The following is a 13,125-nucleotide window of genomic DNA, read 5'->3' on the forward strand; positions in this document are numbered from 1 at the left end:
ATATTTATAGCAATTTGGCATTGCATTTACTCGTTATATTCAGTATTTTTTTTAGATGCTCCCGAAGTGTTACCAATTCCTCATCTCCAATCTCCAATGCTTTCTTCATTGCCGGAGGGATAGATTCTGCTTCTTTCTCCAAAGCTTCACCTTTCTCTGTGATAAGAATATCAACTACTCTTTCATCTTCCGAAGAACGCTTGCGGATAAGGAATCCATTTGCTTCCATCCTTTTCAAGAGTGGGGTAAGAGTTCCGCTATCGAGCCAAAGTAATTCACCAAGTTGCTTTACTGTTACCGTTTTATATTCCCATAAAACCATGATGACGAGGTACTGTGGATAGGTGAGTCCTATCTTATCGAGATAAGGACGATATATTGCAGTAACTTGTCTCGATAAAGCATATATCGGAAAGCATAATTGATTATTTAATTTTAAACTATCATTCATTGTTTTAGTTTTCCTAAATTTGATTGTGTAAAATTAAATATTATAAAATATAATTGAACGCTTCTAATGTTAAATAAAATAGATATAGAATTAAAGTATGAGATATAGAGGTTGTTGATGAAAAGGGGTTTATCCTTTGCCCGATTTAGACCTGAATGTAATAACCACCTCTTCGAATCCCATCGCTTTTAGGATAGGTTTCAATAGGTTTACGGCATTGTCTCTGCTTTGGCTGAGCATATCCAGTTGTTTGGCCTTTTCGTTGAGCTGTTGTTCTGCAAAGGTGTATGCTTCATCAACTATATCCGTTGATTCCCATAGACCGAATTCCATGTCGTATACTCTCGATTTGGAATGATCAACTTTTACATGGCATATTTCGGGAGAGGGGAGTTGTAGATGTATTGTTTTTTCTGAAACAGTTATATCTTCGGGTTTTAGTTTGGTCAGGTCTACACAGCATATCACTTCTCCATATATAATTAGTCCAGTTTTTGCGTTAGGCAGCCATCTTCGGATTTTTTTATACTCCATCATATCCTGAATACTATACTTGGTTACTTCAAGATTGCCTAGACTTTCTATTTCTTGAAGTAACATATTGTGGGATATCTGTACCGTAGCATTCTTTTTTGTATTAATGAGGTACATCACCATTATACCCAGAATGATTCCTGTAGCAAGTATAAAGATCTGTGATCTTAATGTCTGAGGTCTTATATTGATTGCCATAAGAGTATATTTTATAGGATTTTTCAGAAACCTCTTCCGGCGCCACCGCCTCCGAAGCTTCCGCCTCCACCACCACCAAAGCCACCTCCGCTGCTCCAGCCACCTCCCGATCGTCCGCTACCCCAGCCACCATAGTAGCCACCGCCTCCACGGTTTCGTCCTCCCGAAGATGGACCTCCCTTATTGTTTCGGTAAGAAATATACAAGATAAAGAGGATAAATAATATGATAAAGATTTGTCCGACAAGAGAACCTTTATCTCCGTTATCTTCATCAGCTTGGAACTCTCCCGATAGATATTTTATTATGGCTCCGATAGCTCCTTTGTTTGCATTATAGTAATCCCCATTCTGAAGGTAAGGGACCATGTATTGGTCGATGATGCGCCCTACACGACCATCGGTTAAGATGTGTTCTACCCCATACCCAGTGGCGATAAATACTCTACCTCTTTCATTACCTATTCGAGGCTTGATAAGTATAAGCACCCCATTGTTTTTGTCTTTTTGTCCGATTCCCCATTTTTGTCCCAATCGGGCTGCATAATCAGAGATGTCGTAACCTTTTAGATCATCCACAGTAACCACATAAATCTGAGTAGAAGTAGAATCATTATAGGCGAGGAGTATCCTTTCCAAGTCTTCTCTCTGTTCACTCGTAAATGTATTACTGAAATCGTTTACCAGTCTGGGTGAAGGACTGGTGATGGGGTTTGGTAAATCATCGTCTTGAGCCAATAGTAATACCGGCACAAGCAATAATAAGGACAATATCTTATATGTATATTTCAAGTCTTTATATACTGTTATTTAGAGAAATCTACTTTTGGAGGAGTTTGTGCAGTTTGATCTGCTTCGAAATAAGCTTTCTTTTGGAAGCCGAAAAGTCCTGCAAATATATTTTTAGGAAACATACGGATAGTTGTATTATAATCCTTTACTCTTTCATTAAATTTATTTCTTTCTGTAGAGATACGGTTTTCTGTGCCTGTGAGTTCATCCTGAAGCTGTATGAAATTTGTATTCGCTTTCAGATCTGGATAATTTTCAGTAATCATCATTAATCGTCCCAAAGCAGAACCTAGTTGTCCTTGAGCTTCCTGATATTTTTTTATATTTTCTTCTGTCAACTGATCTGCATTTACTTGCATCTGTGTGGCCTTAGCACGAGCTTCCACTACCTCTGTCAGAGTCTGTTGTTCGTGTGTAGCATACCCTTTCACTGTTGCCACAAGGTTTGGTATAAGATCGGCACGACGTTGATATGCGTTTTGTACCTGAGCCCATTGAGAAGATACCCCTTCTTCTTGAGCTACCATCCCATTATAAGACGATTTACTGAAAAAGTATCCGATCAGAAGAATAAGTACTACTACGATAATTGCAATTACGCTTTTTTTCATTGTGAGTGTATTTTAGTGTTTAAATATTTTACTTCGATTATAAAACAAACAGATTATATATTTTGTTTCTTCCTGATTGAAAGTATTGAGTCTCTGGAAAGAAGCAAAACCTTATAGTATAAACTAGTAGAGTCGACCCTGTTTGCTATATTGCCACACGCAATTTGTACATCGTACAGTCCTTGTTTTGGACTAAAAACAGTATCTAGTCTTGTAATAGTCTCAGGAATTGAAAATAATCTATTACGAATGATTGTAATATCTTTTATTTTATGGCCTTTTGTACTGAAAATGTCTTCTCCAAGAGCCTTAATCTCAAGAGGTTTTTTTGATATAAAATGTTCTTTCGTTTCAAGGTCTACTATCATCTTCACTCTATAACTCGATAAACCAATACTGTCTCTAAAACGCGCATTGAGATAGAGCGTTTTGCCTATAATGAATGTATCTATACGAGGAGAATTTGTTTTAGTAGAATCATTCAAAACTATAACCTCTCCATTTTCAAGAAGTAAGGTATCATTGGCGTTGAATCTGACGTCGGAAACTGTCGGTTTTCCAGCTCCTTCATAGTCATCAATTTTAGCACATGAAGAAAACCATACGGCAGGAACTACAAGTACAATTATCAATGTTATACACAAATTTCTCATTCGTTCTATTATTAAGTTTTCAGATACAAATGTACATGATAAATATTAAATTATTCTATTTATAAGATATCTCTCTGATCTTTTTATTGGTAGAATATCAATATAATGCAGATCTTTTTACCAAATAAAAGTTAACTCTTTTATTTAAAAATAAAAGGACGAGTAATAGTTTGATTTATAATACTACTTTTGCTCCTCACAAGGAATCGAGTTAGATGATATCCCATCGGAAAATAGCAATTGTGTTTGTAAGTATTTTCGTCAGTATGATACTGATGAAGCCTTTTCACTTTATATTTACAGACCACAGCCACTATTGTGCAGAGTCCTCATGCTCATCGCAACAGGAATTATCCGACCAACATCATGATTGTAGTATCTGCCTTTTCTCCTTTTTCAATTTTACCCTTCAGAAGTTTGGAAATATCAGGCAGCTAATTACTGTTTATGTAACAACGCTTATTATTTCAGATCGGGTTATATTCTTACCCCAACTCATCTCCGATATATCCACACGTGGTCCCCCTGCCTATATTTCTTCATATACAAACTAATTTCTTATTTGAGTGTTCTCTAGCTTAGAACATTATTCTCGTATTAGGTAAAGCCTGATACGAAGATCAATTTTATATTATATATTTATTAACTCTATATAACTGCTTATCTGTATTGTGTATACAAGATAAATAGTTCCTATTCGTATATAATTATGAGAACAATATATACATTCATTCTTTTCCTTTTTACTGTTACTTCTATATTTGCAAATGTCCCTATAGATAGTAGGACATTAGCAGGGAAGGTAACTGACGGTATCGATGGCACTCCACTTATCGGAGTTAGCATCTACCTTCCCGAACTGAAAAAGGGAGCAATCAGTGATGAAAACGGAAATTATATTATAGCTAATCTGCCGGCTATAAAAACAACTATACAGGTCAATTATGTCGGACATCAAACAATTGTTGAAACTGTCGACCTTAAAAATACTTCTACTCTTGATTTCGTAATGAAAGAATCAAATGCGGAGATTAACGAAGTGGTCATCACAGCTCTTACGGGTAACTCGCTAATAAAACGTACACCCTCACCGATATCGTATATCTCTAAAAAAGAGCTTATGCAACAATCCTCTTCGAATATTATAGATGCTATAGCGAAACAGCCCGGCATAGCTCAGATAACCACAGGAAATGGGATATCAAAGCCCGTTGTAAGAGGACTTGGGTACAACCGTGTTGTAGTTGTCAATGACGGTATTCGTCAGGAGGGGCAACAGTGGGGAGACGAGCATGGTATAGAGATAGATGCTCAAAGCGTGAACTCTGTTGAAATACTCAAAGGTCCTGCCAGTTTGATTTACGGTTCTGATGCTTTGGCGGGAGTTATTAATTTCCTACCCGAACCTATCCTGCCCGAGGGAACAATAAAAGCCAATCTGATGAGTGAGTATCAGACTAATAACGGACTGTTCAACTATTCGGTAAATGCAGCGGGCAATAATAGCGGGTTCGTATGGAACTGGCGTTATAGTGATAAAATGGCTCATTCATATAAAAATAAGTACGATGGCTATGTCTATAATTCAGGATTTAGAGAACGGGCTGTGTCCGGGCTACTTGGTATTAACCGAAGCTGGGGCTATTCGCATCTTAGCCTGGACTATTATCACTTGACCCCCGGAATAGTAGAAGGTGAGCGAGACGAAGCAACCGGAAGATTCCTGAAACTAGCTATTGTAAACGGAGAAGAAACTGAAGTTGTGGCATCTGATAGTGATAGCAAATCATACGGAAAGCAGATGCCTTATCAGCAGATATATCACTACAAAGCAGTACTGAATAATAGTATTATAGTCGGAGAGGGGAATCTGAAAACAATTATTGGTTATCAACAAAACAGGAGGCAGGAGTTTGAAGAAATAGCAGAACCTGATACTTACGGGTTGTATTTCCAACTTCATACCGTAAACTATGACATTCGCTATACGCTGCCTGATATTGCGGGTTATAAATTTGTAGCAGGCATAAACGGTATGTATCAACGATCGTTAAACAAAGGATCGGAGTTTCTGATACCTGAGTATAATCTGTTTGATATAGGAGCTTTTGCACTGGTAAGTAAAAATATAGGAGCTCTTGATATTAGTGGCGGATTACGTATCGATCGCCGTTATAATAAGGCTAAAGCATTGTTTTTGAATGAACAAGAGGAGGTTGTTACTCCATCAACCCCCGATGCTGAAGAAAAGTTTCATGCCTTTTCCCGAAACTTTACCGGTGTTAGTGCCAGTTTAGGATTGACTTATCAGTTTTCGGACGAATGGAATACAAAGTTGAATGTGTCACATGGATTTCGTGCTCCAAATATGAGCGAGCTTGCATCTAATGGTGTTCACGAAGGTACAATTCGTTATGAAAAAGGAAACAGTGACCTAAAGGCAGAAAATAGCTGGCAGGCTGACTGGGGACTAGGTTACTCCTCTCCGCTTATTTCGGGCGAGTTGTCTTTGTTTGCCAATAGGATAAATAACTATATCTTTTCTCATAAATTATTGGACACTAATGGAGAAGACTTGCTTACCGATGGCTATAAAACATATCAGTTTGTTTCGGGTGATGCTCGTATTATGGGTGGTGAAATCAGTGTTGATATACACCCTGTGGAGCAACTGCATTTTCAGAACTCATTTTCGTATGTAAGTTCTGTACAGCTAAACCAGCCTGATTCTACAAAGTATCTTCCGTTTACACCGGCTCCGAAGCTTATATCTGATATTCGTTACGATCTGATACGTCACGGCAAGAAGTTACTTAACAATACCTATGTCTCTTTTGGTGTAGAAAGTAACTTGAAGCAGAGCAAAGTTTATTCAGCTTTTAGAACCGAGACGCCGACACCAGCCTATACACTTTTCAACGCTGCGATAGGTACTGACTTTATCCACAAGGGGAAAACGATAGCTTCACTTTTCTTCGCTGTGAATAATCTGACAGATAAAGCTTATCAGAACCATTTGAGCAGATTGAAGTATGCCGATGAAAATCCTGTGACAGGCAGGCAAGGGGTGTATAACATGGGGCGAAATTTCAGCTTGAAACTTCTGATCCCTTTGTCTTTCTGAACAGATAGGCTATAACTCCAATTTATAAAGAAGGCAGCTCGAGTGATATTGATTATCATCGGGCTGCTTTTATTATACACTTCGAATAGTTCTGATCTATACATCTTTTAATGAAAAAGGTGACAAAAGTAACAGTTATTTCACTTTTTTTATTTGTAACTTTTCTGTTCCTTTTTTCATCTATCGGTTTGTATATAGATAAATAATAAAATTAATTATAGTTGATTGTTATCTAGTGAGTCAACAAAAAAGAGGCTACTAAAACAGTAGCCTCTCTCCGTAATAAATATTTAATTTTATTTAGTTACACATTTGTATTATTGTCTTTTTACCGAACGTGTACCCAATTCTTTGAACTTACTTCTTGTCGCTAGGCTTTACCTTACCTGCTTTTTGAAGAGTTGCAAATTCATTTTTCGCTTTTTTAAGTTGTCCCATAAATGAATCATTCGCATGTAAGCGTGCTACAACTGCACTCGATACTAATCTGGCAGCATCAACATCACTCTGGAAATGGTATCCACAGATAACTCTGCTTTGTCCCATTTCATATCCACGTTTCAAAATTTCATTTTGTCTATCAACATTTATCTCAGCCAAAACAAGTGCCGTTGCCCAACCGATTGCTGTATGACCTGATGGATATGAGCCATTGGTTGACAGTGCGTGTTGATGTTCGGGTAGGCAAGTTTGTTCATTGTAAAAACTGAAAGGACGAACCCTCATATAATGCACCTTAGCATGACGGGTAGCCAAGTCTCCGGCATCCTCACGCATATTGATAATTAGTTTGTATATTTCAGGGGTCTGTTCTTGGGTGATTTCAATTCCAAAAGCCTCAGAAAAAGCCAATGGTACACCATTGCCACCTATCTGTGCGTCACTCACAGCCTGTTCTCCTCTAGGGGTATTTCTTTGCAGCTTTCCCCAGTCATGTTGAGCTTTATCGTATAAGAAAAGAATGCTATTCGCTTCGGGTGGAGGTGGTAAGAGCTCCAGACTATTTGCAACCTCCGATTCTTCCAAGTAATATAAATCAGGATTTGTTCTCTTATCTCTTATCTTTTTGTCTTGCGCAAATATATTCAGCGAAATTAAAGAACAAACTAAAATGGCTAATGTAATTCTTGCTTTCATAACTTTATAATTTAAATAGTTAGAACTTATACTTTACTCCAAATTCGGCTGTAAAAGGACGGATGTATGTACCCGACATTACAGTACCTTCTTTACTCTTCACATCTGCATCGGTAACGATCAGGTCTGCATCAGGAATAGAGCCCGAAACACCACGTTGATTCAGCAAGTTTACGAAAGTAGCACTTACATCAAAGTTTTTAGAGATTTTGTAATTTACACCTGCAAATGTCTCCCAACGTCCATCAAAGTATAGGGTATTCGGTTTGTTGAAATATTGCTTGCTAAAGTATCTTGCACTAGCCCAAACTCTTAAATCTTTCCAAGTATAACTAGGATCTATCTCTATCAATACCTTTGGAACTCCGGTTACTGTCTTATCTCCAAAATCGTAAGAAGAGACTGTTCCATCGGAGAATTTAAGGTCTCCGTTGAAGTTTTTATATTTTGGTTGTTGCAATGTCAATAGAAAATGTAAATTGAAGCTTTTCGCAGGAGTAAATAATACATCTGTAGTCCATCCTAATGTCTGTACATCGTATTGTGTCATCGCTCTTTCAACATCGGAGCTATTATTCGGATTTGAGAAATTCACAGTGGTACGGTAATTATTCCTGTTGATGTATGTTGCCTTTGATACTAAGCTAACAAACTTGTGATTGTAAAATACTCCTATTGCCGCCTCGGGAACTTTTGAGATTTCTAACTGAGGGTCTTTGCCCGATGAATATTTGTTTAAGTGAGCTCCATCTTCATTGTAAACAGCTTCTCCTAGCAAACCAAATTTGTCTGTCAACTTGATTACAGCATTTACCATTACAGCTTTTGTCAACCAATCATGTTTAATATCTGATTTCGGTGCATCACCAATCAAACGTATATTGCCATTTTGATCTTTTCTGTCGCCGCTTTTTATATAATTACCTCTTAAGTTGAAGTATTGCAGGCGAGCACCAAAGTCTAAAGTAACTACATTCGATACATCCCATTTGTCTAAGAAGAATAGTGCGGTTTTGTTCTCACTGCCATCATAGTACTCATAGTTTGCATTTAACCTCATATCTCCATTTGGATTTGTATTGGTGATTAGTTTTAGTTTCCTAGGATTAGGAGCTACTTCCTGATAATATTGAGATGATTCGGTCAGGAAATTATGAGTCTCAAAATACCACTGATCAATACCAACAGACCATTTGTGGTTACCCGATTTTCTTCCTACTTCTACTGTACCCATTAATGTATTCATCGGAGTTCTTCTCGAAGCCAGATTCATTACACTTTGTACATTTTCTCCGGCATAGGCACTTCCGTCATCTACATAATTTAACTTGCCGGAAAGGTTGGAAACATTCTCAACTCCTGTCATTACAGCAGTATACATACCTGTTTTTGCATAACGATAACGCAGGATGTAGTCAATGTTTAGGCCATTTGAAAGTGTATTTTTACCGATAATATCTAAAGTATGTGAAGCTGTTCCATAATCTTTAACCGGATCTCTTTTTACAGCTTGCCCTGTGTAAGCATCTTTCAACGTAAGTACGCCGCTTTGTTCGATATAAGAGTCTCGACCTAACCTAAAATTATCAAGTTCTGAGACCTTTCCATTTCTATCGAAGCGGAATGGACTATACTTATTGTTAATGTTGTCGATATTCGCATACTTGTAGAATGCAGTTATAGACCCTTTTATATTTTCTCCCTTGTACTCCTGCGTCAAAGCTGCCTTATACAACTGAGCCTTGTCGTTATAATACCTTGTAATACCTTTAGGTTTGAATGTACCCGGGTCGAAACTCCCGTATGCACCGACAGAGAATTTAAGTCCTTTCTGGTTTATGGGCCCGCTAAGATTAATATCTCCGCGCATCAATCCGAAGTGGTTTGAATTCAACGAGCCTTTGCCCTGAAATTTATCAGTACCCAGATTGTTGAAAGTACTTAACGATACTCCCACTTCTCCCACACGAACGGCAGTCTGTCCCAAGTCAAGCATTTTTCTTTTTGCAATTGATGCATCATTACGCCATGCTCGAGGTGGTAGTTCGGGCCAATAAAAGAATACAGTTGGTATACCATTCTCTAACACTGTTGTACCTCCAGTACTAGCCGGTAATCCGATATTAACATCGCGCGGCCCGGTATTGTTTGCTGCATTAAGCATCACATTGCGATCGCCTTCTTTGACCTCGCCGGCAGCTTCTTTTTTCGATTTATTTTTTTCCTGAGCATTCATTCCTACACCTGTAAAGGCAAGAAATAGAGCTAAGAAAAGATATTTATTTGTCTTCATTCTGTTTGTTTTAGTGTTTCGATTTTTTTTTACTAATTGGAGGCAGCTTTGCCCTTTTCTACATAACTCATATCACCTACCGACTCTACAGTGAATTTACCATCTTTGTAGACTACCTTGCTTACAGATGCGTTTCCAAGGTGGGTAGGTTGGATAAATTTACCCGAGCTATCTAAGTCTGATAGAAGTATCCCGATAAACATTCCATGAACGACAACTAATACATTCCCTCCGCCTAATTTTGCTTCTTTTTCTGCAATTGCTTTAAATGCAGCCTGCCCTCTCTTTTTTACGTCGTAATAGTTCTCAGCCATGCCCAATTCATCCAGATCCTTCAACGCCTGCATGGCATTGATGTATACTTGGTTGTCAGTCTTCATAGCTTCAAAAAACTCTTTCATGTTGCGTAGTCCGATTCTAAGAGCAGCGTCTCCCCACATTTTCTCATCTGGTTTGCCCTCGTAACTACCAAAACAAGCTTCCCGCAATCCTTCATCTTCTTGTAAAAGAAGGCCTTTCTGCCCCTTTTTTTCTAAAACGATACGGGCTGTTTGGCGAGCTCTACCCAAGTCGCTGGAATAAGCCGCTTTCAGAGGAACGTCTTTCATTCCGATACCCAAATATTCGGCCACAGCTACTCCGGGTGGAGTCAGAGGGGTGTCTGCCCACCCTTGAGCCTGCACTAAGGTGTTCAGTATAGTTTTACCATGTCTTGTTACATAAAAAGTAACAGTGTTATCTTTACTTGCATCTTGAGCAAACACGTATGGCGTTATGCATAGCAAGATAGCAGCAAAGAGAATTTTCAATTTGCTCATAAAATTTTAAAGGTTAAATAGGTTAATTAATGTGTATATTAAGGTGACTAATAGTTTCTGTGTCTGTATTAATTCTTTATATATTTCTGGTTGCGTGCATCTTTTATTACCCCTTTCCAGTTGAGTCCAAACCCGAAATCATAAGTGTTACCTTCTGTATCTGTGTGGCATTCCATATCGAAAGGAACATCTTCTTTCTGCTTTTCTACTGTAACCATATTAGCCGGCATTTGCACAGGAAGTAAACCCGAAGGTTCTGCTTTACCCGAAACAATATCCATTACCGCTTTGTCTGATACACCAAAACGAATGACTATACCTTCTACTTTGTTTTCGAATTCGTTAAATATCATCGGTCTGGTAGCATTTACAACAACTACAACAGGCTTGTCACCCATCTGTGTTTTTGTATCCAATATTGTATTCAAATCTTTTGTATTAACTACGGTTGTAGACTTTCCTTTGTATGATCTGTCTGTTATAGAAGGATCTACTACTGGGTCTCCTGCGGCGATACTGTGACTTCTGGCTTCTGTAGCTGTATAAGGCCCGTATTGTAGAGAAATAGGAACATATCCATTTCCTCCGGCTTTTCTATCTTCTTTATCATAACCTCCACCATCGCTATTGCTATGCGGAGAGTTTACAAAAACAAGAGCAAAATCTGCATTTTGAGGATTGTCTGTTACATTGTAATACTGTTTTACTAAGTCTAGATTTACAGGTATTGCCTCAGTTTCTGGAGTTATATTGCCCCACCAGTCTCTGACAGAAGGATTTATTTTCTTAGGAATGTATACCGTTTTCTTGTTATCCTTCACCGGTAATACTGTCGATTTATTTTTTAGTAATACGATAGACTTCAGTTGAGCTTCATAACCCGCCTTTATAAATGCTTCGCAACCAACTGTTGCTTCACTTTCTTTAGGATCGAGATACGGATTTTCGAAAAGTCCTACCCGAAAAATATTCTTTAATAAACGAACTGCCGATTGTTCGAAGCGTTTGCGCATAAATTCCTCTCCATGCTCTTTTACACCCATGCGATAAGCTTCTAATACAGGTTCTTTATCATTGTTGCCTCCAAACTGATCAACTCCCGCCATGATGGTTAGGTAATGTCTTTCGGGAATAGAAAGTTTTTCTGCTCCCCATGGTTTTCCAGCAAAATCTCCCGGAGATTTCCCTTCATCTCCTGTAATCAGCCAGTCGGTACAGACTACGCCATCATATCCATACTTGTCGCGCAGAAGGTCTGTTATGATATACTTACTAAATCCATTAGCATAGTTTGTTCCGTCTTTTGCCTGATTGTATGATATTGTATAGTATGGCATAACGGCTGATGCTTTATTCGTTTTGCCTTCCAACTTGAAAGCCCCTTCGAGAAATGGTGTCAGATGTGTTTCGAAATTATTTCCCGGATACACTGCAAATTTTCCGAATGCCCAATGCCCGTCACGGCCTCCTTCTTCGGGTCCTCCACTAGGCCAGTGTTTTACCATTGCATTTACACTGTTGTAGCCCCATCCGTCTTTAATCTCTGCATCTCCTTCCGAAGTTTGGAAGCCATCAATATAAGCGCGAGCCATATCTGTTGCCAATTCCGGACTTTCTCCAAATGTCATGTTGATACGGAACCAGCGAGGCTCGGTTCCTAAATCTATTTGAGGTGAAAGCGCAGTTGCTATACCTAATGCTCTATATTCTTTAGCTGCCACCTCTCCGAACTGTTTCACTATAGAAGGATCAAATGTAGCTGCCATAGCTAACCCATCAGGCCAAATAGATATGCGGTCTCCTCCTGCGTTGAATTCAGGATTCGAAGATCCAACCAATTGTCCTGAATGTCGAGGGTCTGAACTTGTGTTTCCCGGAATACCTAATCCAAGACCTTCGATGTAAGCTTGCATTTGATTGTTCCAGCGAGCTGCTACTTCAGGACTTTGGATACCCATAACTAATACGTGTCGCAAATTATCTTCTTTTAAGAATTTCTTTTGTTGATCCGTCAGATTCCAAGCATTCGCTCCGCTTTCGGTGAAGGACTTTCCATCGTATGTCCCTGCTAAAAACCCACTTTCCTTAGCCGGTAACGATTGGTGTGCACTGTATAGCATCAGGCCAGCTATCTGTTCTATAGACATCAATGAAGCGAGATTCTCTGCTCTTTCTTGTACAGGCAAACGCCAATCTTCATACTTATCCAGCTTTCCGTTTTTGTTGAGGTCTTTAAATTTTAGATCGTCAACCGTAATGATTTTTACACCTGATGCTGCTGAGTACCCCAGTGTGGGTCCACCTTTATTTTCTACAAGGATGTAATCATCGGTTTTAGTTGGCTGTGTACATTGCAAACTCAATATTCCGAGTAGGAATATTGGAATATACTTCTTTTTCATAATATTGATATTTATATTTAGGTGCGTTATGTAAACGCATGTATATTTTGCAAATATATTTATTGATTTTGAAGAAAAAAATTAATGTGCGTACAAAATACGCATATATGTTT

11 protein-coding genes are annotated in these 13,125 nt (G+C 38.5%); 2 read left to right on the forward strand and 9 right to left on the reverse strand.

Annotated features, from left to right (window positions below; all coding sequences use genetic code 11):
- Positions 1–4: 4 nt before the first annotated feature.
- The 5 genes from PKC55_RS02700 to PKC55_RS02720 all read right to left on the reverse strand — a co-directional run bounded on the left by PKC55_RS02700 (position 5) and on the right by PKC55_RS02720 (position 3,238).
- On the reverse strand, positions 5–451 hold the full coding sequence (locus PKC55_RS02700; protein WP_006842889.1) for a MarR family winged helix-turn-helix transcriptional regulator: 447 nt from the start codon (positions 449–451) through the stop codon (positions 5–7).
- Between the two features lie 129 nt (positions 452–580).
- The gene (locus PKC55_RS02705) at positions 581–1,183 is read right to left on the reverse strand and encodes a DUF4230 domain-containing protein (protein ID WP_291130893.1); all 603 of its coding nucleotides are present in this window, start codon (positions 1,181–1,183) and stop codon (positions 581–583) included.
- Positions 1,184–1,206: 23 nt separating this feature from the next.
- Positions 1,207–1,974, reverse strand: a complete 768-nt coding sequence (locus PKC55_RS02710; protein WP_291130890.1) for a TPM domain-containing protein — start codon at positions 1,972–1,974, stop codon at positions 1,207–1,209.
- A 14-nt stretch (positions 1,975–1,988) separates the two neighbouring features.
- The gene (locus PKC55_RS02715; protein WP_291130887.1) at positions 1,989–2,585 is read right to left on the reverse strand and encodes a LemA family protein; all 597 of its coding nucleotides are present in this window, start codon (positions 2,583–2,585) and stop codon (positions 1,989–1,991) included.
- Positions 2,586–2,638: 53 nt separating this feature from the next.
- Complete coding sequence (locus PKC55_RS02720; protein WP_291130884.1) at positions 2,639–3,238, reverse strand: hypothetical protein; 600 nt, start codon at positions 3,236–3,238, stop codon at positions 2,639–2,641.
- 275 nt (positions 3,239–3,513) lie between these two features.
- Here PKC55_RS02720 and PKC55_RS02725 point away from each other — a divergent pair, with 275 nt between their 5' ends.
- Together PKC55_RS02725 and PKC55_RS02730 are read left to right on the forward strand one after the other, a co-directional pair.
- Positions 3,514–3,792: a hypothetical protein gene (locus tag PKC55_RS02725; protein ID WP_324371740.1), complete on the forward strand. Its 279-nt coding sequence runs from the start codon at positions 3,514–3,516 to the stop codon at positions 3,790–3,792.
- A 155-nt stretch (positions 3,793–3,947) separates the two neighbouring features.
- Complete coding sequence (locus PKC55_RS02730) at positions 3,948–6,362, forward strand: TonB-dependent receptor (RefSeq protein ID WP_324371742.1); 2,415 nt, start codon at positions 3,948–3,950, stop codon at positions 6,360–6,362.
- Positions 6,363–6,719: 357 nt separating this feature from the next.
- Here the strand turns inward: PKC55_RS02730 and PKC55_RS02735 are convergent, their stop codons facing one another.
- From PKC55_RS02735 to PKC55_RS02750, 4 genes are all read right to left on the reverse strand, one after another.
- Positions 6,720–7,499 (reverse strand): acid phosphatase, encoded by a 780-nt coding sequence (locus PKC55_RS02735; RefSeq protein WP_291130875.1) that lies wholly within the window; start codon positions 7,497–7,499, stop codon positions 6,720–6,722.
- A gap of 19 nt (positions 7,500–7,518) precedes the next feature.
- Positions 7,519–9,792 carry a TonB-dependent receptor gene (locus tag PKC55_RS02740; RefSeq protein WP_324371744.1) on the reverse strand — a complete coding sequence of 758 codons (2,274 nt, stop codon included), beginning with the start codon at positions 9,790–9,792 and terminating at the stop codon, positions 7,519–7,521.
- A 32-nt stretch (positions 9,793–9,824) separates the two neighbouring features.
- Complete coding sequence (locus tag PKC55_RS02745; protein WP_324371746.1) at positions 9,825–10,610, reverse strand: histidine phosphatase family protein; 786 nt, start codon at positions 10,608–10,610, stop codon at positions 9,825–9,827.
- Positions 10,611–10,678: 68 nt separating this feature from the next.
- Positions 10,679–13,012: a glycoside hydrolase family 3 protein gene (locus PKC55_RS02750; RefSeq protein WP_291128184.1), complete on the reverse strand. Its 2,334-nt coding sequence runs from the start codon at positions 13,010–13,012 to the stop codon at positions 10,679–10,681.
- Positions 13,013–13,125 lie beyond the last annotated feature (113 nt).

It is taken from the genome of Dysgonomonas sp., assembly GCF_035323175.1.
GTDB lineage: Bacteria > Bacteroidota > Bacteroidia > Bacteroidales > Dysgonomonadaceae > Dysgonomonas.

Bases quoted from the DNA above. Each gene is read 5' to 3' on its own strand.
- PKC55_RS02700 (WP_006842889.1), bottom strand. From the start codon at position 451: ATGAATGATAGTTTAAAATTAAATAATCAATTATGCTTTCCGATATAT.
- PKC55_RS02750 (WP_291128184.1), bottom strand. From the start codon at position 13,012: ATGAAAAAGAAGTATATTCCAATATTCCTACTCGGAATATTGAGTTTG.
- PKC55_RS02735 (WP_291130875.1), bottom strand. From the start codon at position 7,499: ATGAAAGCAAGAATTACATTAGCCATTTTAGTTTGTTCTTTAATTTCG.
- PKC55_RS02725 (WP_324371740.1), top strand. From the start codon at position 3,514: ATGAAGCCTTTTCACTTTATATTTACAGACCACAGCCACTATTGTGCA.
- PKC55_RS02705 (WP_291130893.1), bottom strand. From the start codon at position 1,183: ATGGCAATCAATATAAGACCTCAGACATTAAGATCACAGATCTTTATA.
- PKC55_RS02715 (WP_291130887.1), bottom strand. From the start codon at position 2,585: ATGAAAAAAAGCGTAATTGCAATTATCGTAGTAGTACTTATTCTTCTG.
- PKC55_RS02720 (WP_291130884.1), bottom strand. From the start codon at position 3,238: ATGAGAAATTTGTGTATAACATTGATAATTGTACTTGTAGTTCCTGCC.
- PKC55_RS02740 (WP_324371744.1), bottom strand. From the start codon at position 9,792: ATGAAGACAAATAAATATCTTTTCTTAGCTCTATTTCTTGCCTTTACA.
- PKC55_RS02745 (WP_324371746.1), bottom strand. From the start codon at position 10,610: ATGAGCAAATTGAAAATTCTCTTTGCTGCTATCTTGCTATGCATAACG.
- PKC55_RS02730 (WP_324371742.1), top strand. From the start codon at position 3,948: ATGAGAACAATATATACATTCATTCTTTTCCTTTTTACTGTTACTTCT.